Origin of the sequence: Flavobacterium aquariorum (assembly GCF_003254745.1) — a bacterium.
Lineage (GTDB): Bacteria > Bacteroidota > Bacteroidia > Flavobacteriales > Flavobacteriaceae > Flavobacterium > Flavobacterium aquariorum.
On record NZ_QKXH01000001.1, the window covers coordinates 461,728 to 483,445 of the forward strand.

At 35.6% G+C, this 21,718-nt stretch carries 16 protein-coding genes; 7 read left to right on the forward strand and 9 right to left on the reverse strand.

Going from position 1 to position 21,718, the window contains the following annotated elements; genetic code table 11:
• Nucleotides 1-592: 592 nt before the first annotated feature.
• The 6 genes from DOS84_RS02050 to DOS84_RS02075 form a co-directional block, all read right to left on the reverse strand.
• Complete coding sequence (locus tag DOS84_RS02050) at nt 593-799, reverse strand: hypothetical protein (protein WP_111408437.1); 207 nt, start codon at nt 797-799, stop codon at nt 593-595.
• An 84-nt stretch (nt 800-883) separates the two neighbouring features.
• Nucleotides 884-2,851: an AAA family ATPase gene (locus DOS84_RS02055; protein WP_111408438.1), complete on the reverse strand. Its 1,968-nt coding sequence runs from the start codon at nt 2,849-2,851 to the stop codon at nt 884-886.
• A gap of 141 nt (nt 2,852-2,992) precedes the next feature.
• Nucleotides 2,993-3,328, reverse strand: a complete 336-nt coding sequence (locus DOS84_RS02060) for a helix-turn-helix domain-containing protein (RefSeq protein ID WP_111408439.1) — start codon at nt 3,326-3,328, stop codon at nt 2,993-2,995.
• A 416-nt stretch (nt 3,329-3,744) separates the two neighbouring features.
• The gene (locus DOS84_RS02065) at nt 3,745-4,227 is read right to left on the reverse strand and encodes a hypothetical protein (protein WP_111408440.1); all 483 of its coding nucleotides are present in this window, start codon (nt 4,225-4,227) and stop codon (nt 3,745-3,747) included.
• A 216-nt stretch (nt 4,228-4,443) separates the two neighbouring features.
• Nucleotides 4,444-6,114, reverse strand: coding sequence for a SulP family inorganic anion transporter (locus DOS84_RS02070; RefSeq protein ID WP_111408441.1), 1,671 nt, complete (start codon nt 6,112-6,114; stop codon nt 4,444-4,446).
• A gap of 25 nt (nt 6,115-6,139) precedes the next feature.
• Nucleotides 6,140-7,111 (reverse strand): polyphosphate kinase 2 family protein, encoded by a 972-nt coding sequence (locus tag DOS84_RS02075; RefSeq protein ID WP_111408442.1) that lies wholly within the window; start codon nt 7,109-7,111, stop codon nt 6,140-6,142.
• Nucleotides 7,112-7,403: 292 nt separating this feature from the next.
• Between DOS84_RS02075 and DOS84_RS02080 the strand changes: the two genes are divergently transcribed.
• From DOS84_RS02080 to DOS84_RS02095, 4 genes are all read left to right on the forward strand, one after another.
• A complete protein-coding gene (locus DOS84_RS02080; protein ID WP_111408443.1) occupies nt 7,404-8,552 on the forward strand; it encodes an efflux RND transporter periplasmic adaptor subunit in 1,149 nt (382 codons plus the stop codon).
• A 36-nt stretch (nt 8,553-8,588) separates the two neighbouring features.
• Entirely contained in the window at nt 8,589-11,762 is a 3,174-nt protein-coding gene (locus DOS84_RS02085) for an efflux RND transporter permease subunit (RefSeq protein WP_111408444.1), read from the forward strand.
• A complete protein-coding gene (locus DOS84_RS02090; protein WP_111408445.1) occupies nt 11,752-13,119 on the forward strand; it encodes an efflux transporter outer membrane subunit in 1,368 nt (455 codons plus the stop codon). The genes DOS84_RS02085 and DOS84_RS02090 overlap by 11 nt, the downstream gene beginning before the upstream one ends.
• A 303-nt stretch (nt 13,120-13,422) precedes the next feature.
• The gene (locus DOS84_RS02095; protein ID WP_111408446.1) at nt 13,423-14,199 is read left to right on the forward strand and encodes a bestrophin-like domain; all 777 of its coding nucleotides are present in this window, start codon (nt 13,423-13,425) and stop codon (nt 14,197-14,199) included.
• 76 nt (nt 14,200-14,275) lie between these two features.
• Here DOS84_RS02095 and DOS84_RS02100 read toward each other — a convergent pair whose 3' ends face one another.
• The 3 genes from DOS84_RS02100 to DOS84_RS02110 all read right to left on the reverse strand — a co-directional run bounded on the left by DOS84_RS02100 (nt 14,276) and on the right by DOS84_RS02110 (nt 17,559).
• Nucleotides 14,276-14,686, reverse strand: a complete 411-nt coding sequence (locus DOS84_RS02100; protein ID WP_077372634.1) for a BrxA/BrxB family bacilliredoxin — start codon at nt 14,684-14,686, stop codon at nt 14,276-14,278.
• A gap of 131 nt (nt 14,687-14,817) precedes the next feature.
• A complete protein-coding gene (locus DOS84_RS02105) occupies nt 14,818-15,282 on the reverse strand; it encodes a thioredoxin family protein (protein WP_111408447.1) in 465 nt (154 codons plus the stop codon).
• On the reverse strand, nt 15,283-17,559 hold the full coding sequence (locus DOS84_RS02110) for a TonB-dependent receptor (RefSeq protein ID WP_111408448.1): 2,277 nt from the start codon (nt 17,557-17,559) through the stop codon (nt 15,283-15,285).
• An 88-nt stretch (nt 17,560-17,647) separates the two neighbouring features.
• Here DOS84_RS02110 and DOS84_RS02115 point away from each other — a divergent pair, with 88 nt between their 5' ends.
• From DOS84_RS02115 to DOS84_RS19215, 3 genes are all read left to right on the forward strand, one after another.
• Entirely contained in the window at nt 17,648-19,519 is a 1,872-nt protein-coding gene (locus DOS84_RS02115) for an Nramp family divalent metal transporter (RefSeq protein ID WP_111408449.1), read from the forward strand.
• A gap of 103 nt (nt 19,520-19,622) precedes the next feature.
• On the forward strand, nt 19,623-20,276 hold the full coding sequence (locus DOS84_RS02120) for a metal-dependent transcriptional regulator (RefSeq protein ID WP_111408450.1): 654 nt from the start codon (nt 19,623-19,625) through the stop codon (nt 20,274-20,276).
• Between the two features lie 240 nt (nt 20,277-20,516).
• Entirely contained in the window at nt 20,517-21,647 is a 1,131-nt protein-coding gene (locus DOS84_RS19215) for a hypothetical protein (RefSeq protein WP_207802013.1), read from the forward strand.
• Nucleotides 21,648-21,718 lie beyond the last annotated feature (71 nt).

Sequence of the window (21,718 nt, forward strand, 5' to 3'; positions counted from 1 at the left end):
TGTGAGTTCTAATTGGAAGAACTCAAATCGGGCGCAAAATTAGTGAACTTTTGCGGTTTTCAAATGCGAATTAGGGGAAATTTAGGATTTTTGGGGTTAGCGAATGAAAATAGGCTAAAGTCCGAATTACAAAATGGTCTCTCGGTTATTATTTTGGAGCAGAAAGATTCCGCATTTTAGGATATACAGTCCCGCTTTCCGTTACAATCTTATGTCCTGAACCCAGGGCCATAAGGATTTCCACTTCAATCGGGGCTAAGGGGAGAGATTTTTACTTTTTTATCATCATTCGAAAAAGGAAAAAATTTAATAATCGGACTCAGCTAGGTAAGCAACCCGAGTCTGATCCGCAAAGTCGGGGGACTTTGTGGAGCGGATGTAGGTGTTATGCGTTTGTTTTTTTTATTTCATCTTATTCTTCCAGTAATTTATTGTATAGGCAACTAAAGTTACTACGAAAGATAAACTTGTTATTATGCTCAATACGAAGCCAAACAAATAAAGACTGTCTAAATTAAAATATTCCGATGCTCCCAATGATAAAAGAGAAAGTAATAAGCCCCAAATATTTTGGTTTAGATTTATTTTAATACTATCGGTCATTTGCAGATTTCTTAAGTTGACTTATTTTTTGTTTTAACTCTTCCAATTTCGTGTCCAAATTTTCAATAATAACTGATAATTCATCTTTATTCATTCCTAAAGAAATTTTTTCAGTTTCGGAAATAATTTCATTTGCCTTTTCCTTTATCAAATTTTTAGAAAGGTCTAATAACATTTGTTTGTTTTCTGGAATCATAATTTTATCTTTTTTAAGTTTGGTTTAAGCTGATGCATAATGTCTTGCTACTACAGCGGGAGACTTTGCGGAGCGGTGTTATGCCTAGCTGTTTATTATCTTTTTTATTTCTGATACCCATTCAATATCATAACCTAATAAATAATCGGTATCAGTTATTTCTAAATATTTTTTTGCAAAATTTAATTTATTGCTTCCATAATTTTTATTGAAGAATGCTTTTAATATGTCTTTTTCTGAATCTCTCAAGTCTAATGCGTTTTTTGAATAAACAGATTTTTTATTAATGTTTTTTTCCTCTAAAAGAGGAATTAGTTCTTCGTTTTCAGAACTGAAAAACTTAAGAGTTTCTATGAAAATTTCTGAGTTTAGTGAATCTTCGATTGTTGTTACAGTTGTTAAATCTGAATTCACATCATATAGAATAGAATCGTCTTTTTTATTAAAAACTAATCTTTTGAAATAGAGATTTTTATTTGATATAACGGAATCAACATCAATACGATTTTCATCTGTATCAATTAAGCAAATAATTTTGCCCTTTTTATCATAATCTGAATCCTTAAAAGGACCAAGCAAATAATTGTAAATTTTCATAACTTCTTCATAACCACCTACTGGTAAAATACGAAGTTTTTTATCCATAATTTCTTTTTGAAAGAAATTTTCAAAATATATTTTTTCTGATGATCCTTCACAAATTATCCAATTGTATGGTGGATCTTGAATAATTGATATTATAACTGATTGTATTAAATCATTATAAGATTTGATTCGGTAATCAATAGATAGTGGGCCTTTTACTTTGGCTTTTTTATGTCTTTCTTTTTCTTGCTTTATGAATTCTCTGAAATTTGATAAGCTAAAAAAATCTGTTGTAATTTTATTATCTAATCCTTTATTAATTGAGGTCGCTGTTCCTTCAGTTACAATAGGAAGAAAACCATACCAATGAGTCGTGATTAATATTTGATGATTTTCTTTTGCTATTTCTATTAATTTTTCGAATTGTTCATAGCAATTGCTAATATGTAATGATGATTCAGGCTCGTCGATTGCTATTATTAAATTAGTAGTTCTATCTGAATTCTTTTTTAGGAATGAATATGCTAAGTCAATTAATGCTTTTCTTTTTTCCCCTGAACTTAACTCATTAACTGCAATGGTTTTTGTGGAATTTGGAACTTTTTTATTTAATTCTTTTATAGAAAAATAGGATTCTATTATTTTAGAAACTAAATCAGGCATTGTTAAGCTATTTTTAAACTTTCCCTTATATTTATATGTTTCAAGTACGCCTTCTATATCCTCCACAAATTTATCTAAATGACCATTTATGGTTTTTATAGTTTTTTGAGTTATTGCATTTTCTATTTCTATTTGAATGTTTTTGTCCATCAATCTTTGCATATCCTGAGTTTCTAGCTTTGTGTATGTTTGGACGTCTGTTTCTACGGGGATGTATAAATAAGAATAATGTGAAATAATGTAATCGTAAAAACCTGAAAAATATTCTTCTAGTTCCTTTTCTTCATATTTAATGTGTGGATTGCTATTAATGAAAGAAAGTGTATTTTGATATGATCCAAAAAAACACTCATTTGATTTATATTTTCTCCCTACCAATAACAAAAAATAATCATTTGGGTCTATTTGTGTTTTCAAAATATCTCTGTGGATATAAAACTCTTTTATTGTCTCAATATTTTTGTTATCCGAAGTATTCCATAAATAATCAGACAAAGAAGTGGCATTTCTATATGATTCTTGATCAGCTTTAAGACTATTTCTTAGTTTACTTTTATGTATTAAGAAAATTGGTATTATGTGAGGACTATTTTCGCCTGAACTACCTTCGGCTTTTGCTTCAAAATTTATCGACCAATCTGTGAAAGGTTTTTTATTAAAAAAGCAATCCAAAGATTCTAAAATTGAACTTTTCCCTGCACCATTTTCTCCTAAAATACTTGAAAATTTGGTTCCGTCTGACAATGGGATATAGTTTAGCCCTTTATATATTTTGTAGTGTCGAATTATTAGTGATATAATCATTTTTTTATTTTTTCCGATATTATTAGACGCAACTTGTAAAGCTGTCTGACAAACATAACTTAAATTTTAGAATTATAACTGAGATATATTCCTGTCTAAACAAAATCAACACTCACTAACTTTGAAATATTACTTTCCCACTCAACCTTTCACCCCAATCACTTGCAATAAAATTTGCTTCTCCGCTTCTAGCAGTTTTATTCTTTCCTTCAAAGCCTCAATTTCGTTGGCAGTTGTTGTATCTACGGGAGCATCGGTTGTGTAGGTTTTGGGCAGTTGCACGGCTATATCCATCAAAAAATTGTGCTCTAGCCCTTCTGAAATTTTCAGTAAGGTATCTACTCGTAAAGTCTTTGCCTTTTGATGTTTAATAATAGATTGATAACCAATGCCTGTTTTTCGTGCCAGCACACTTTTGTAAATGCGTTTGCGCTTGAAGTAAGCCGAGAGTAATTCACCAATGTCTATTGATACCATAATTTCTAAGTGCTATATTTTTTATAAACATACGAATTTATTTATTATAAATAATACACTATATCATATAAATCGTATAATTAACTATATGAAAAATATAATTAAATTATATAAAAAGTATAATTCAATTATATAAAATGGACAATTGATTAATACATAATATATAATTTGATTGTATAAAATGTATAATTTAATTATGTGAAAGGTATAAATTGATTATATAAAAGACATAATTTAATTATATAAAACGTATAATTATATTATACTAATCGTATAGTTTTATCTTCTCGCGACAATTTAGTTATTTCAAAAAAAAGGATAAAAAAAAACCAACAGTGAAGACCGTTGGTTTTAGTATTTAGTAATTATACCTGTTGTTGTTTCAGGCAGAAAAACTAGTTGTTATAGATTTCGTTTTATACGCTTTGTGGAGCTGTGACTCCCGCTCTTTCAAATCTAACCTTTAGTTTGTCATAGCTGGCTTGAGCACCAGGAACACCACCATCGGCGGCCGATTTGTATTGTTCGTAGGCTTTACGGGCATTAATTAATGCTTCTCTTCCGGCAATGCGTTGGGCATCTTTAAGTCTGAGGATAATGCTTTGATAGAGCGAAATCAATTCCTCGGACTGGTCATAAAAAGCGACATCGTTTGCCAAGTTAGCAGTACTGAACCAAGCAGGCATAATAGCGGCTCCATTGGAATTTAGTTCGTTCAACGTGCCGTCCACAAAAATTTTGTTGTCCACATTGATGTCGCCACCGCTTGCGCGCTCTTCTTCGGTAAGGGTAGCCCCAACTGGAATTTTGGCAATGGTTGCGTTGGCATTGCTCTTCATTAGGGTCATGTCGGCAGCAGGATAGGTTAAGTTTAACCTGTTTGGATTTAAATTACTCATTCTAGTTACATTTTTTAGTTAATATATTCAAATGTAAGAAAATAAGAATGAAATACTAATTTACTTGTAGGAATTTATTAATTAATTGTTTAAAAAGTCTTCCATTTCGTAAATATTGTCATGCTGACAGAGGAAGCATCTCCGCAAGTAGCTCCTCACTGCAAGTAAAAAGAAAAGTCACTTTGTCGAATAGAATTGGAGAAGACATTGACACCCCTAATTATTTTTCATTGCACTAACTACCAAATCATCCACCGAAACTGCACGGCTGATGTGTCCCAAAAGCTCTTCGAGACCCTCGGCACGAAGACTATCCCGAACTTCAGAGCGGGCTTCGGCAATTTTTAAAGAAATATTCTTGGCTTTCAAATCCATAAAAAGTTGTTTTAAAAAGCGTGCTCCTGCAATATCGATTCGGGGTGAGGAATTAAGATCCAATAGTACCGTTTTTAAAGAGTCGGATTCGCTGTTAATTTTTATCCATAATTGTTCTTTGATGTATTCGACGTTGAAATACAATATGGCTGATTCGATTCGAACTATCAGTACGCCTTCTATTTTTTCATTGTCAGGATGTCTTTCCATGTCCGTATAGCGTTTGGTTCCGGGAATTCTTCCCAGGAAAGCGACATTCGGTGTGGAGGTTGCTTTGATTAATAAGAGTAAAGTAACCAAGGCTGCCAGTAAAACACCGGTCAGTATTCCCCAGATAAGTACACCAACAAGTGCAATCATGGCAACATAAAATTCCTGTTTATTTATTTTATAAAGATGCTTGATTTCGTCTAAGTCAAACAAACCTCTGATGGCCACGAGGACTATAGATGCTAAAATTACAGTAGGTAAATTTTCAAGGAAGCCAGTTAAAAATAGTAAACAGATTGCGATTGTTGCTGAAGCAAAAACTAAGGATAAAGGTGTTTTGGCACCTGCAGTGTCATTTACAGCAGATTGTGATAATCCACCCGCAATTGGGTAGCCTTGTCCAAATGCTACGGCAGCATTGGCAACTCCAAGGGCCAGTAATTCTTGACGCGGGTCGATGTTGTATCCGTTTTTTTGTGCCAAAGTTCTTCCTGCCGAAACACTTTCGATATAAGACAGTAAAAAACAAGCCATAGCCAGCGGAAGTACCCCATCTACATCTCTAATCCGAAGGGAAGGCAAATGAAATTCAGGTAAACCTTTAGGTATGACACCAACTGTATTGAATCCATGAAGACTTAATGATGTTGTCGAGATGAGTAAAATGGATATAATTACTATAAAGATTGCAACTGGACGTCCTGGAGCAAATTTTTCACCCACAATAAGGATAATTATAGCAACAATACCAAAGAGGAAAACAGTTGTGTTAGTTTCTGGGAGTTGTTGAAAAAGGGTAATAATGCGATCAATAAAATTTGCGCCACCTCCTTTTACGCCAAATAATTTCGGTAATTGGGTTAAACCAATCGTTATGGCTGCACCGGCTTTGAATCCGACCAAGACAGTTTCGCTGATAAAATTGATGATGCCACTCAAGCGCAACAAATAAGCGAGTATTGCCATTCCTGCAAATAGAAGGGCTGTAAGTGAGGCAATATCTGCCCAGCGTTGTACATCACCATTGGCGATCTCCGCGATGGTAATGCCAATCAATAAGGAAATAGCCGATGTGGGGCCGATGGCAAGTTGCTTGCTGGTTCCCAACAGGGCATAAAATAAACCTCCAATGAGATAACCATAAATTCCGTATTGAGGAGGAAGTCCTGCTAGAGTAGCATAGGCCAACGAAACCGGAATTCCGTAGGCAGCAAGCGTTATTCCAGCTACAAAGTCGCTTTTTAAGGTTTTGGTATTGTATGCTGCAATCCATTCCGCAGGAGGGAAAAATTTAGAAGTCATAATCTTTTAAAATTAAATAGGCATATCAATCTTTTTCGTCTAACAATGCTTCTTTGACCGCATTTAATTCGGCTATTTTTTCTGGACTTACTTTTGGGTATTCTAAATCCATCTCATCCAGTGCTGTTATGATTGCCGATGCAATGGCAATGCGGGCATAAGATTTATTGTCAGCAGGAATCACGTACCAAGGAGATTTTTTGGTTGAGGTGTTTTTTATCAGTTCTTGATAAGCATGCATATAATCATCCCAGTAGCCTCTTTCTTTGGCATCGGCCGCGCTAAATTTCCAGTTTTTGTCCGGATCGTCCACGCGTTCAATGAATCGTTTTTTTTGTTCTTTTTTGGAAACATTGAGGAAAAATTTGATGACAATTGTTCCATTTCGGGTAAGGTATTTTTCGAAGTTTCGAATGTCCTGAAAACGTTCCTCCCAAATGTCTTTAGTAATTAATTTTTTTGGTAATTTTTGATTTTTTAAAATTGCTTCATGAACACGCACCACTAAGACTTCTTCATAATAGGAACGGTTGAATATCCCGATGCGTCCCCGTTCCGGTAAATGTTTTTGGCACCGCCATAAAAAATCATGATCCAAGTCCTCGGAACTGGGTGCTTTGAAAGAAGATACCTGACATCCCTGCGGATTTACGCCCGACATCACGTGTTTGATGGCTCCATCTTTGCCTGCTGCATCCATCGCCTGAAATACAAGGAGTAGTGACCATTTGTCCTGTGCATATAACACGTCCTGCATCGTGGCCAAAGCATCAACACCCATTTGCAGGGTTTGATTCACTAGTGGTTTTCCTTCTTCTCCCAAATTGAAACTCGCTTTAGTCTCGTAATCTTTAAGTTTGAAATCATCACCATCGCCTACACAATATTGTTTTGAGAATTTTTTGGCTCGCTGTACAAGTTCTTTTTTGCTTAAAGTGCTAAGGTCAGTTAGGTTTTCTTCAGTTTCATTTGACTCTTTTTTATTTGATTTGGACATAGTCTTGAAATTTAATGTTAGTAAAAGATAATTTATGTAAAAACAACAAAAAATAATGCTTTTGTATATTGGGAATTTTTGGAATACAACCCACTAATTTAGTAAAAAAATAAAAGCGAAATTTATTTTTGTGTAAGATGATTGTATAATTCTTAACATAAATTTAAAATGATAAAATACTATTAAAATATTTTCATCATTTGCTGAATTATTCATATGTTTTTTTGTAATTTCCTCGTACTGATAAATATAAATCAGTATTTTTGTTTTCACTAATTTTAATAATAATTTTATGAGTACGCTGAAAAAGATTAAAATATTATTTTTCGTTTTAGTTCTTCCTACATTTTTTATCTCCTGTAAAAAGGAAGTTGCACCAGAGGCAAAGCCACTAGAAGTTTCGATTGTAAAAGTACTGCAGCAAGATGTAAGGCTAGAATCAGAATTCACGGGACAGACTTTTGGACAATCGGATATACAAATTAACCCTAGAGTTGATGGCGTAATCGAAAGTCTCGATTTTAAAGAAGGAGGTTTGGTAACCAAAGGACAATTGTTATATACAATTGATGCATTGCCGTTTCAGGAGAAGGTGCATCAGGCGGAAGCAAATTTGGCCGAAATGCAGGCCAGATTAGCTAAAACCAAATCAGATTATGATATGATGGTACCACTTGCCAAAATGAACGCTGTGAGCCAGAGAGAATTAATAGCGGCAAAATCAGCGTATAATGCGGCTTCTGCTTCTATAAAAGCGGCTACTGCCAATTTAGAAAACTCAAAAATTGAATTGGGGTATTGCAGAATTGTTGCTCCAATTTCTGGACTAATAGGAATATCAAAAGTTCGTGTTGGTGATTACGTTCGCCCGGGAGCTACATCCGTTTTGAATACCGTTTCCGATCTAGCCGACGTAAGGGTGCGATTTACGATGAGTGAGCAGGAATACCTTCGAATTTTTAGAGAAATAACCAAGAAAGATTCTAGTCTAAAAGGAGCTGGAAAATCAATTTCATTATTATTGTCGGACGGATCAGTTTACCCCGAAACAGGGAAAATTAGTTTTGCCGATAGACAAATAGATCCAACTACAGGAGCAGTAACTTTTGAGGCTGCATTTGCCAATCCCGACCAATTAATTCGACCTGGTCAGTATGTGAAGGTATTGGTTGTTACTGATGTCCGTAAGAATGCATTGATTATTCCTCAACGTTCCGTTATTGAAATGCAAGGGATTTTTCAAGTTTATGTTTTGGACAACAGTAATAAAGTAGAGCTGAAAATGGTACAAATTGGCCCGTCATATAAAGACTCTTATTTAGTTACAGATGGATTAACGGCTAATGATAAAATTGCTCTTGGAGGAACCTCCTTATTGAAAAGCGGAAGTGTCATAACTCCAAAAATGAAAGAATGGGCTCCAGGAAAAGCCGATAATTAATCAGCGCTAACTACTAATTTAGAAACATCATTCATTATGGGAGAATTTTTTGTTAGAAGACCAATTGTAGCCATGGTAATCAGTATCATCATCGTGATACTTGGATTGCTTGCGTTACAAAAAACACCAATATCGCAATATCCGGATATCAATCCGCCCGTTGTAAAAATAACTACTTCTTTTACAGGGGCTAATGCTTTAAATGTGGAACAGGCTGTTGCTACTCCAATCGAGCAAAAGGTAAACGGAGTAGAGCAGATGCTTTATATAAAATCTACAAACACATCTGATGGAGCTTGTACAATCGAGGTGACATTTGACGTAGGAACCAATTTGGATAATGCCAATATGCTTACTCAAAACCGTCAGGCGCAATCAGCTCCTTTTATGCCTTCGAGTGTTAAACAGCAGGGAGTCGTGGTGAAAAAATCATTGTCATTCCCGATGATGCTGTTTACACTTACTTCTACAAATCCTAAATACGATTCCAAATTTTTGAACAATTATGCCAACATCAACATAGTGGATCAATTGGCACGTATAAAAGGGGTTGGTGAAGTTGCCCTTTTTGGAGGAAGCGACTATTCGATGAGGGTTTGGCTAAAAGCCGATGTGATGAGTAAATTAGGGATTACTGTTGATGATGTAAAGAATGCCCTGAATGCTCAAAACATGATTAGCCCTGGAGGGAAATTTGGTGCAGAACCTGCTCCACAAGGAACGGACTTTACGTATGGTGTTACGCTTCAAGACCGATTGGTTACCGAAAAGGAGTTTGGCCAAATTGTGGTAAAAAGTAAATCTGATGGTTCCGAAGTATTATTGAGTGACATCTCCAGAATCGAATTGGGTACGGAGAATTATAGTTCCAACGCTCGTAGAAACGGTAATCCCACAGCGGCGATTACTGTATTTCAGATGCCGGGAAGTAATGCTTTAGAAGTGGCTACTCTTGCCAAAGAGGCTATGAAAAAAATGTCCGAAAAGTTTCCTAAGGATATTGTTTATCAAGAATCATTGGATACAACACTTGCAATTACTGCCGGTGTTGAAGACATTGTTCATACTCTTTTTGAGGCTGTTATACTGGTAATCCTCGTGGTATTTATATTTCTTCAAAATTGGCGTGCCACTTTGATTCCATTGATTACAGTTCCAGTATCATTAATTGGTACCATAGCGGTTTTCCCTATGTTAGGTTTTTCTATAAATACCTTGTCTTTATTGGGATTGGTATTGGCTATTGGTATAGTTGTGGACGATGCCATTGTGGTTGTGGAAGCCGTGATGCACCATATTGAACACGGTAAATCTCCAAAAGAAGCAACTATTCAAGCGATGCGGGAAGTGTCTGGACCAGTAATTGCAATTGCACTTATATTGATTGCGGTGTTCGTGCCCGTTGCGATGACTCCAGGTATAACAGGTCGTTTTTACCAACAATTTGCCATAACTATAGCGGTTTCGGTAGCGTTTTCGGCATTCAGTGCCCTGTCGTTAAGTCCCGCACTCTGTGCCATGCTGCTGAAACCTACAAAACCTATTGATCAACAAAAAGGATGGTTGGCGAAATTTTTTGCTGGTTTCAATAGAGTTTTTGAAAAAGTAACTGGAGGTTATATAAAAGGGGCTACTTTTTTTGCTAAAAAATCATTCCGTATTGTCGCTTTATTAGGTATAATTTTAGTTGCTGTTGTATTATTGGGAAAAAAGATTCCATTAGGATTTATTCCTGAAGAAGATCAAGGATATGTCTTGGTTAATATAGCATTACCTCCCGCATCTTCCCTTCAGCGTACAGATGAAATTTCTAAGAAAGTAGATGGTTTTTTAAAAGAAGAAGAATCGATACTGTCTTATACTACCATCAATGGATTTAGTATGCTTACCAACTCCTATCAACCAAACAATGCTTTTATTTTTATATCCCTAAAGCCATGGGAGGAAAGGTCTGAAACAGCCAAACAATTAGTGGATCGGTTAAATAAAAAATTATCGACACAGATTACGACAGCGACGGCTTTTGCCTTTGGTCCTCCAGCGATTCAAGGTTTGGGAGCATCTGCTGGATTCAGTTTAATGCTACAGGATAGGGGAGGAAATACTCCACAATATCTTGCCCAGCAAACACAGGCCTTTATTGCGGCTGCTCAAAAACGCCCAGAAATAAAAAGGATTTATACCACTTTTAACGCAGGGACACCCCAGATAAAATTAGATATTGACAACGAAAAAGCGATGAAATTAGGAGTGCCGGTTTCAAAAGTTACTGAAGTATTGGGTGCCTTTTTGGGAGGAACTTACGTAAATGATTTTAACCGTTTTGGTCGTCAGTACAAAGTGTATTTACAAGGTGACGCAGTTGACAGATTAAAACCTGAAAATCTAAATAAGATTTATGTAAGAAATAATAATGGAGATATGTTGCCGGTATCAACCTTGGTTACAGCTACGAAAGTTACAGGGCCTGATTTTACTAATCGTCTCAATCTATTTAGATCTGCCGAAATTGGAGGAAGTCCAAATGACGGTTACAGTAGTGCACAAGCATTGGATGCATTGGAAGAAGTAGCTAAGGAAACTTTGCCAGCTGATATGAGTTACGATTATATTAATCTTTCGTATCAGGAAAAACACTCGCCTGGAGGAGGTACCGTTTTCTTTATGGCATTGGTATTCGTGTTCTTAATTCTAGCGGCACAATACGAAAGCTGGAAACTGCCATTTAGTGTATTACTTGGGGCACCTTTTGCCGTTTTTGGTGCATTTTTAGGATTGGCTTTGGCAAGATTTGGAAGTGATGCTTATGTAAATAACGTGTTTGCACAAATTGGGTTGGTACTGTTAATCGGTTTGGTGGCCAAAAATGCGATTCTTATTGTTGAGTTTGCCAAAGAAGAATATGAAAAGGGTAAACCACTCTACGAATCGGCAATGGTTGCGGCTAAACTTCGTTTCCGACCAATATTAATGACTGCTTTTGCCTTTATACTCGGGGTTGTTCCTTTGCTTACGGCTACAGGTGCTGGGTCACAGGCTCGTATCGTAATGGGGATGGCAGTGTTCAGTGGGATGTTGATAGCCACAGTTCTTGGAGTATTAATTGTTCCGGGTTTATTTGTAATGATTGAAAATATCGGGAAAAACAAGGATGAGGTTGTAGCAACTGAAAATAGTACGGATTCAAAAACTACAGATCATGAGGAATAAATTTAAAATAGTTGTTGTTATTCTTACCCTTGCCATACTTCCTGTAGGTTGTTTGGTAGGACCTAAATACCAAAAACCAGAAGAACAAAGCGCTGCTAATTTTCACAATGGTCCTGCAAATGCAGATACGCTGGCTTCTGTGGTTAACGTCAAATGGTTTGATCTCTTCAATGATGAAGTTCTAAAAGGGTTAGTCAACAAAGGGTTAGAAAATAATTATGACATGAAAATTGCTATGGCTCGCATAGAGCGTACCAGAGCAGAATTAGGATATACAAAAGCAGATTTATTGCCAGCAGTTGGATACAGCGGAACGGTAAACAGTAACGAGAAGACTTTTTTACCTTCAAATGCATCAGCTAATTTGTCTTGGGAATTGGATTTTTGGGGTAAAATTCGCCATGAAAATAGAGCGGTTCAAGATGAATTACTGGCTAGCGAAGAAGGGCGAAAAGTGATTCTTTCCAGTCTAGTGAGTGATATTGCGGTTGCTTACTTTGAGCTTCGTGATTTGGATAATCAATTGCTGATTACAAAGCAAACGTTAGAAACCAGACAAAAGGCCTTTGATCTTATCAATCAGAGGTTTATGGCAGGTTATGTTTCTGAGGTTGATAAAGTTCAGATTGAGCAGCAAGTGGCTATTGCCGAAGCTGCAATACCTTCTATTCAAAGACAAATTACTGAAAGGGAAAACACGATTTCAATATTGATTGGGCAAGCTCCTGGTCCAATTGATCGCGGAAAAACTGTAACAGAACTTCAAGTGGCTAATAACATACCTGTTTCCATTCCTTCTATTTTGTTAAAAAATAGACCCGATGTAAAGCAGGCGGAAATGTATTATATGGCTTCTAATGAAAGAATAGGTGTAGCACAGGCGATGCGTTTCCCGTCCTTCAATATTGCTGCAATAGCGGGATTTGCAAGCAGTGAAGTAAGTTCTTTATTCGATGGTTCTTCGTATCTGCAAAATGCAAGCGCTTCGGTTGCTGGACCAATTTTTAATTTTGGTAAAAACAGAAGAAGAGTAGAAATTTATAGACAAATTGCTGAAGAATCAAGACTTTCCTATCAAAAGACTTGTATTGTTGCTGTTGCAGAGGTGGAACAGGCATTGCAAAATGTAAAAACGTATAAAGAAGAATGGACAGCCAGAAATAAACAAGTACTGGCTGCCAGAAAGAACTTGGAATTGTCAAACGCTAGATATTACAATGGTTATGTGTCTTATTTAGAAGTTTTGGAGGTAGAGCGTTCATTGTTTGATGCCGAATTGAGTCTTTCCCAGTTAACCCAAAACCAATTGAGTTCAATGATACAATTGTACAAAGCTTTAGGTGGAGGCTGGAATTAGAAAGAATCTTGGTCAATAATCTATAAAAAACCATTCGCCGTTGCGAATGGTTTTTTGTTTAATGGAAAAGCAATCTACTTTTTCCTTTTGAATGTTGGCGAAAAGCAGTATGCTTTTATTTTTATCGGAGCTCGTGAACTTCGTTTGTAACGGAAAACGTGACAATGTTGTTAAAAAAGGCTAAATGTTTCTGCTTCAAAAATTTTAATTGAACATGGGTTCTGGGATATAAGTCGTAACTTTAAGTCATTGAATGATTTATGTTTTTATATGAGTTTGTTTTCAATTTAATTATGGGAAATCATGAATAATATGCTGTTAAACTTGGAAATGTATTTAATTCCATTTTTTTCTGTTTTGGTTCCGATTCTTTTTGGGCAGGGGTATGGATTTTATTTAAAGAAGAAGGCTGTTAAAGTCAGCGATGCGCCTGTGGGATCCGTAGTAGGTGCATCACTTGGTTTGTTGGCTTTTATGTTGGCATTTACTTTTCAAATTGTTGATAATCGATATAATGAGCGTAAGAAACTTTTACTGGATGAGGTTACGGCTATTCGCACTACCTATTTGCGTGCCGGACTTATTCCGGAACCTTATAAATTAAAAACCCGGAACCTTTTGATTGAATATACCGATGTACGTGCCTCTATAGTTAATGATTTATCGCCTAAAAAATTGGAGCACCTAAGAATTAGATCTCAAGCAATTTTGGATTCGCTTTGGCATTATTCTGAAGCATTGGCGGCTTTTGATCGAAGTTCGGAGGCCTTTTCACTATATACAGATTCAACAAACGATTTGAATGAAATATATAACCAGCGTGTGACTTATACTTTTGAATATCGGATTCCATTCGCAATTTTATTTATTCTGGGAGTTATTACGCTATTTTCAATGTTTTTGCTGGGGTATCAGTTTGGGATATCAGGCAAAAAAAATAATGTGGTTGCTGTTATAATTTCTATAATTTTTGCCTCTTTGATGTGGCTGATTTTGGCTCTAGACCGGCCAGAACAAGGTTTTATTCGCTTGAATCAACAGCCAATTATAACACTTCATAAGCAGTTACACGGAAGATGAAGTTGAACAAGACAGCATTAAAATCAAAAACCATTCACGAGGTGAATGGTTTTTGATTTTTAAAGTATTTTAAGGCTTAACAATACTCGTTAAAAGCATCTTTTAAGTTTTCAGCAATGGTTTCCGCTGGACGCCCTTCGATGTGGTGACGTTCTAGCATGTGAACCAATTCACCGTCTTTAAACAATGCAATGCTCGGAGAAGAAGGAGGGAATGGAAACATAAATCCTCTTGCTGCTTCAACCGCTTCACGATCTACACCTGCAAAAACAGTTACTAGATTAGATGGTTTTTTTGCATTATCCAAACTCATTTTGGCTCCCGGACGGGCATTTCTTGCTGCGCAACCACAAACTGAGTTTACTACTACAAGTGTTGTTCCTGCTGATTTTATGGCGCTTTCTACAGCATCAGCGGTATGTAATTCTTGAAAACCAGCAGAAGTTAATTCAGCTTGCATTGGTTTTACCATTTCTTCTGGATACATATTTTCTATTTTAAGTTCAACTTTTAGAATTGCAAAGTTACAAAGTTTAGTTGCAAGAACTTAATTTGAATTATAAAGTTTTGTTATAGTTTGATTGTTGTTTTAGGGAAATGTTTCAACAACCAACTAATTTATTTTCTATTTTCAAGTATAGTGAGTAACTGCTTGCTGTTTAGAAAAGAATGTTTTTGGAATATTATAGAAAAATCAGATTGTAGAACCGTAATCGTTGGATAAATCACTTGAGAATTAGTGGTTGCCAATGCCGTTGCCAGTTCATGAATTCCGGTGTTTTGCCCATTTGGTTTAAATGAGAAAGTATGATTATTAAAATGAATATCTTCTTTGTTTTCGGCATCCAATGGGATAAAATAATAATTAGTATTTAAAATATTTATGATTTCAGGATTTTTGAAAGTTGAATTTTCCATCATTTTGCAATAATTACACCAAGAGGTATGGATGAAAACTACCAATGGTTTTGGATTGTCCTTGGATAATTTTTCAGCTTCTTCAAAAGAATAGATTTTCAATTGGGCAAAACCAGAAGGAATCACCCAAAAGAAAATCAATAGTATGTAAAAACCTTTTTTCATTTAAAATAAATTATAACGAAGTCCAAAGAATCCCCTAATTCCTTGATTGGGGCCATAAACATAAGTAGTATCAAATGTTAATCCGTAGGGATTGTCCGGTGTTACTAATACTTTTCCATTTGGATCATATTGTACATTTTTGTCAAACGGATCTTCGATTCTTGAAATCAGGAATGGATTGTTTTGTTTAGGAGTAAAGTTAAGCAGGTTTTTGATGCCCACATATAGTTCAAAACCTTTAATTCCGGTATAGGTAAACTGTATGTTTTGTAAACTGTACCAAGGAGAGTTTGGATTACGAGGATCTGTTTCGCTCAACAATGGTAATTTCATCGGGCTGTATATATTTCCTGTGTAGTCAATGGAGAGATTTATTCTTTTTATTTTATAGGAAGCACTCCAGGTGGCGGTGAAATTCTCTGTCAAGTAAGGTCGTGTTTTTATTCCGTTTTCTACATTGGAGACATCCATATACGTAGCGCCAAGTATGAGTTTTAATCCGTTGGTGAAATTTGTGTCGATATTACAGCTTATTCCTTGACTCAAAGCATAACCGTCTATGTTGTCATAAATGATTTTGTTTGGGTCTGTTGCATAATCCGACACTATTTTATTGCTGAATTGGGTGTAAAAAGCAGTTGTCTCAATTCCGAAGAAAGTGCCATTGTTTAAGTAGATTTTCTTTATGTAATTCAAATTGGCGTTCATTGATTTTTCGGGATCTAGATCATGAGCAATCACAACTTCTCTTGACCCGGTTAACGCTGCGTGGTCTTCCGTAAATAAATTGACAACCCTAAAACCGGTTCCGGCGTTAAAACGGAGAATGTTATCATCATTGATTTTTAATTTATAGGCAAATCTCGGTGTAAAAATATTCCCGTGGACGGAATTGTAATCGTATCGTATGCCGAATAATACTTTGTGCTTCTCGGTAAAAGAAATTTCATCTTGGGCAAAAATTCCCGGAAGCCATGTTTTTTCGGCGTTGTTTTCGTTCAAAAGTGAAGTGGATTGAGTATTGTCATCATAGTAAGTGTAACGAGATGCAATTCCAGTAAGCAAATCATTTTTTCCTATTTTTTTGTCCCACGTAAGTTGAAGAAACCCAATTTTTTGATTTGCAATGTAAGAAGTGGTTCCATATCGACTGTCTTGAAAATGCATGGTTCCAGAGAAGGAAAGCATTAGTTTTTCGATTGTTGGCAATTGATAGCTTCCTATAAGTTCCCCTCTTTTGGTATAAATACTCTCTCCATAGATTTCATTCCCTCCGCGGTATTTTTTCTCCCAACGTACATCGCCTCCCCATCGATCTTCGTACATTCCTCGAACGGCTACTGTAAATAATCTGTTTTGAGCACGATTGAAATTCCATTTATTGAAAAGTGAAATTCTATTTTGTGCCGTAACATCCGTAAATCCATCATGGTCATTGTCAATGGTTTGATCGTAGAGGTAATAGTTTAGGCCTAATAGAGAAGATGCTTTTTTATTAATGTTAAATTTAACTCCCAAATCAGCATTTGTTTCCAGCCAAGAAGTAGTAAATACATCGGCTGAAAACAGAGGAGCATTAATTGGATTTTTTGTAATGATATTAATCAAGCCTCCTACAGCTTCACTTCCATATAAAGAGGAGGCTGGGCCTTTTACAATTTCAATTCGTTCCACCAATGAATTTGGTATTCCTGAAAGTCCATAAACGGTGGATAAACTACTCACAATTGGCATTCCGTCAATCATTACCGATGTATAGGGGCCTTCCAATCCATTGATATGAATATCCCCAGTATTGCAGACACCACAGTTGAGCTGCGGTCTCACTCCGTTTACATTTTGCAAAGCTTCATAAATACTTGGTGTAGGGTTTTTTTTGAAAAAAAAAGGAGTGTAAACTTCAACAGGGACTGCGCTTTCTAGTCGTTTTACAGCTTTTAAAGTTCCAGAAACCACTACTTCATTAAGCTCATTTTCGTCTGTTTGTAGTTCATAATCCAATTGGTTTTCGCCTAAAGATTGTATTGTGATGCTTTTTCGTTGGGTTTTATAGCCTACCGCGGTTACTAGTATTTTGTAGTTGCCCTTAGGAATATTTTGAAAATTATAAATTCCGTTATGATCTGTTAGTGTACTATAATTGGTTCCTATTATTTCTACTGTTGCATTTTCAATTGGGTTTGTTTTATTCGTAATCAGTCCTTTTACAGCTATATTTTCTTGGGAGTATGTTAACTGTATTATAAGTATTGTGATTGCCAAAAATAAATGTTTCATTTTATTAAATTAAATTTTAGACAAAGCTAAAAAATTAATTCTATTAATGTAAATATATTTTATATATTTGTTTTTTAATCTTTTAATAATGACTAAATCTCTCGAAGAAGTACATCAATCGGTGGCAACACAAAATAAAACTTCTGTATTCAGGAAAATATTGGCTTTTTTTGGTCCAGCCTATTTGGTTAGTGTTGGGTATATGGACCCAGGAAATTGGGCGACGGATATAGCGGGAGGGAGTCAGTTTGGATATGCCTTATTATGGGTATTGTTGATGAGTAATTTAATGGCGTTGCTGTTACAAAGTTTAAGTGCTCGATTGGGAATTGTAACCCAACGTGACTTGGCGCAGGCATCAAGAGAAACCTATTCGAAATTCATTAATTATATTCTTTATTTTCTTGCCGAAATTGCCATAGCCGCATGTGATCTTGCTGAGGTTTTAGGAATGGCCATCGGTATCAATTTATTGTTTGGAATTCCGTTGATTGAAGCGGTTATGATTACGGTTTTGGATACATTTTTATTACTTTTTTTAATTAATAAAGGTATTCGTAAAATGGAAGCGTTTATCATCGTGCTTGTTATGATAATTGGATTGTCTTTTATATTTGAAATGATATTTGCACAACCCGAGATGGGGAAAGTAATTTATGGATTGATTCCTTCTTTGCCAAATGAATCAGCACTTTATATTGCTATTGGGATTATTGGGGCAACGGTAATGCCTCACAATTTGTACCTGCATTCCTCTTTGGTGCAAACCAGAAAATTTGACCGTAGTCCAGCAGGAATCAAACAAGCCATTAAATATAATTTTATAGATTCAACGATTGCCTTAAACTTGGCTTTCTTTGTGAATGCGGCTATTTTAATTTTGGCTGCAGCTACATTTTATAAAAACGGAATGTTTGAAGTAGCCGAAATTCAAGACGCTTACCGTTTTCTGCAACCGATATTAGGAACTAAGTGGGCTCCTATTTTATTTGCGGTAGCCTTAATAGCGGCAGGGCAAAGCTCGACGGTTACCGGAACATTGGCTGGGCAAATTGTGATGGAAGGCTATTTAAATTTACGTATACAGCCTTGGGTTCGTCGAATTATTACACGTTTAATTGCCATTGTACCTGCTATGATTGTTATTTTTATTTTTGGCGAAAGCGTTACTGGGAAGATGTTGATCCTTAGCCAGGTAATTTTAAGTTTGCAATTAGGGTTTGCTATAATTCCGCTCATCCATTTTGTGAGTGATAAAAGAAAAATGAAAGGATTTCATATTAGCAGAACAACGCAAATTGCGTCATGGATAGTGGCTTTGATCATTGTTTCACTCAACGCCAAATTGGTTTTTTCAGAAATACAAGGTTGGTTAGAAACTTCAGAAAATCCATTAATTCTTTGGTTAACTGTGGTGCCCTTGGCAATTAGTTTCTTGATTTTACTGCTTTATATCGTAATTAAACCTTTTGTGACGAAATCAAAACCGGATATTCAAAACCATTCTCCACATCTTTTGGCTTTGAAGTTTTCTTCAACGGGAACGTATTCTTATAAAAACATTGCTGTGTCTGTTGATTTTTCTTCTGCAGATGAGGCAGCTTTAAACCATGCTTTTGAATTAGGCGGAATGGACGCAAAATATACTTTGATGCATGTGGTAGAGACAGTTGGCGCGATGATGTATGGAAATGAAGCCGATGATCACGAAACCACTATAGATGAAACGTTGTTGTTAGAATATAAAGAAATGCTTTCGCAAAAGGGTTTTAAAATTGAAACAGAATTAGGATTTGGAAATCCAACAAAGATTATTCCAACGATAATAAATAATGGTAGTTTTGATATTTTGGTCATGGGAACTCATGGGCATACAGGCTTGAAAGATTTAATTTTTGGTACTACGGTTGATAAACTGCGCCATAAAATTTCAATACCTTTGTTCATTGTAAAAAATTAAAAATAGTTACTGAGGTTCTGAGTAACTAAGTTTTTAAGATTTTTGGATGATGGTTTTTTTTAAATCTGCAATCTAAAATCTGCAATCTAAAATCTGCAATCAAATGACTTTCTCCGAAGAAAATTATCTAAAATCCATATATCATCTTACCACTAGCCTCGACAGTGAAGTAAGTACCAATGCTATTGCCGAAATGATGGAAACCAAAGCTTCCTCTGTAACGGATATGCTAAAAAAATTGGCCGAAAAAGACTTAGTGCATTATAAAAAATACCAAGGAGTTTCATTAACGGAAAACGGAAAGCTTGCAGCCAAAATGATTGTGAGAAAACATCGTTTATGGGAAGTTTTTTTGGTTGAGAAGCTTGATTTTTCTTGGGATGAAGTTCATGATATTGCCGAACAACTCGAGCATATCAAATCTGAAAAACTCATCAATAAACTCGACGATTTTCTTGGAAATCCTACCGAAGATCCACACGGTGATCCGATACCCGATGCACAAGGGCGAATAATAACAATAGAAAAACAATTATTATCTGAGTTAGCGGCAAGTCAATCTGGAATTTGTGTTGGTGTCAAAGACAATTCTTCCGATTTCTTGAAATACTTAGACAAACAACAAATCGGGTTGGGAACTAAAATCGAAGTGGTAACTAAAGAATCATTTGATTTGTCGTTAAAAATAAAAGTAAACAGCACGGAATTGACCATTTCAAACAAAATAGCAAGTAATTTATTTGTAAAAGTGCTTTAAGTTGAACTGTTATCCTCATTTTGAAGTCAAAACACTCATTTAGAGAAGAATACTTAGTTAGAGGAGGAGGAATTTATATAGAAAGCTGCTTTAATTTTATTGGTGAGATAAGGATATGAAACTTGAATTAATCTATTTGGCACAATTTTTGTTTTTTACGATATAAGATATTCCATCAAGGACTTAATTTATTAAGTTTTGTTTGTTATATTTACATTAGTATTTTTAAATCGTAATAATATGAAAATAAGATTTTTATCGCTATTAGCAATAGTAATTAGTTTATCAGGTTTAAGTGCTTTCTCACAAACAGGGAGTGATACTGGGGAATTAGGTTTGCCAGGAGATAATTTAGACCTTTATGCAGTTTTGGATCTTTTTCAGAAATCAAAGACGATTGAAGATTTTGAAAAATCATTGAATGATAGTAAAAATAAAATCAATAATTTGGATTTAAACGATGATAAAAAAATTGACTTTATCAAAGTGGAGACCAAAAAAGACGGAGACGATTTTACTTTTATTCTTCGTGACCCAATAGATAAAAAAGAAACGCAGGATGTTGCCGTTATTTTTGTTTCAAAAGACAAAAACAAAAAAATATCGCTTCAAATTGTTGGTGACAAGGATTTGTATGGCAAGGATTATATTGTTGAGCCTAGCCCAAAGGGAAATGCCGGAGTAACAGCCAATCCTGCTTACCAAGGAACGAATCCGGTAACCGTGAATGTTCCAGCCTCTACGACTACAGTTGTTGTTGAGCAAGCTCCAATTGTGCAGTATGTGTATTCACCTGCTTATGTACCTTATTACCCACCGTATTATTATGGGTATTATCCGCCTTGGTTTGGATTTGCTACTGTTATGGCAGTAGGTATTTATCGTCACAATCATTATCATTATCATGGTGGCGGTTATGGATATCACAATTCAAATGTTTATGTTAATCATAATAGTTTCAACAATTATAATAACAATAGTCGAAACACTTCAAATCGTGTATCGCACAACAACATAAATAGTAATAACAGAGGTAATAATAACATAAATAATAATAGAAATAGTAATAACAGAAATAACTCAAGAGATGGCAATAGAAATTCTGCTTCAACCAGAGATGCCAATAGACCTTCAGCGTCAACGCGTGATGGAAACAGGGCTTCTACTTCAACTCGTGATGCAAGCAGCAGACCATCAGCTTCAACTCGTGATGTAGGCAGCAACAGATCTTCTTCAGCATCAACAAGGCCTTCTACTTCTAATCGTTCAAGCAGTTTTAGCGGAGGCGGTGGTGGCGGTTTCCGTTCAAGCGGTGGTGGCGGCGGCGGTTTTAGAGGTGGCGGAGGCGGCGGCGGCGGAAGAAGACGCTAACTAGATATGATTTAATTAAAGCGACAATAGAATAACCCTGATAAAGTGATTTGTCAGGGTTTTTTTATTGT

What these genes read in the sequence shown, in the direction of transcription:
- DOS84_RS02050 (WP_111408437.1), bottom strand. Translation starts at nt 799, where the DNA reads ATGATTCCAGAAAACAAACAAATGTTATTAGACCTTTCTAAAAATTTG.
- DOS84_RS02055 (WP_111408438.1), bottom strand. Translation starts at nt 2,851, where the DNA reads ATGATTATATCACTAATAATTCGACACTACAAAATATATAAAGGGCTA.
- DOS84_RS02060 (WP_111408439.1), bottom strand. Translation starts at nt 3,328, where the DNA reads ATGGTATCAATAGACATTGGTGAATTACTCTCGGCTTACTTCAAGCGC.
- DOS84_RS02065 (WP_111408440.1), bottom strand. Translation starts at nt 4,227, where the DNA reads ATGAGTAATTTAAATCCAAACAGGTTAAACTTAACCTATCCTGCTGCC.
- DOS84_RS02070 (WP_111408441.1), bottom strand. Translation starts at nt 6,114, where the DNA reads ATGACTTCTAAATTTTTCCCTCCTGCGGAATGGATTGCAGCATACAAT.
- DOS84_RS02075 (WP_111408442.1), bottom strand. Translation starts at nt 7,111, where the DNA reads ATGTCCAAATCAAATAAAAAAGAGTCAAATGAAACTGAAGAAAACCTA.
- DOS84_RS02080 (WP_111408443.1), top strand. Translation starts at nt 7,404, where the DNA reads ATGAGTACGCTGAAAAAGATTAAAATATTATTTTTCGTTTTAGTTCTT.
- DOS84_RS02085 (WP_111408444.1), top strand. Translation starts at nt 8,589, where the DNA reads ATGGGAGAATTTTTTGTTAGAAGACCAATTGTAGCCATGGTAATCAGT.
- DOS84_RS02090 (WP_111408445.1), top strand. Translation starts at nt 11,752, where the DNA reads ATGAGGAATAAATTTAAAATAGTTGTTGTTATTCTTACCCTTGCCATA.
- DOS84_RS02095 (WP_111408446.1), top strand. Translation starts at nt 13,423, where the DNA reads ATGAATAATATGCTGTTAAACTTGGAAATGTATTTAATTCCATTTTTT.
- DOS84_RS02100 (WP_077372634.1), bottom strand. Translation starts at nt 14,686, where the DNA reads ATGTATCCAGAAGAAATGGTAAAACCAATGCAAGCTGAATTAACTTCT.
- DOS84_RS02105 (WP_111408447.1), bottom strand. Translation starts at nt 15,282, where the DNA reads ATGAAAAAAGGTTTTTACATACTATTGATTTTCTTTTGGGTGATTCCT.
- DOS84_RS02110 (WP_111408448.1), bottom strand. Translation starts at nt 17,559, where the DNA reads ATGAAACATTTATTTTTGGCAATCACAATACTTATAATACAGTTAACA.
- DOS84_RS02115 (WP_111408449.1), top strand. Translation starts at nt 17,648, where the DNA reads ATGACTAAATCTCTCGAAGAAGTACATCAATCGGTGGCAACACAAAAT.
- DOS84_RS02120 (WP_111408450.1), top strand. Translation starts at nt 19,623, where the DNA reads ATGACTTTCTCCGAAGAAAATTATCTAAAATCCATATATCATCTTACC.
- DOS84_RS19215 (WP_207802013.1), top strand. Translation starts at nt 20,517, where the DNA reads ATGAAAATAAGATTTTTATCGCTATTAGCAATAGTAATTAGTTTATCA.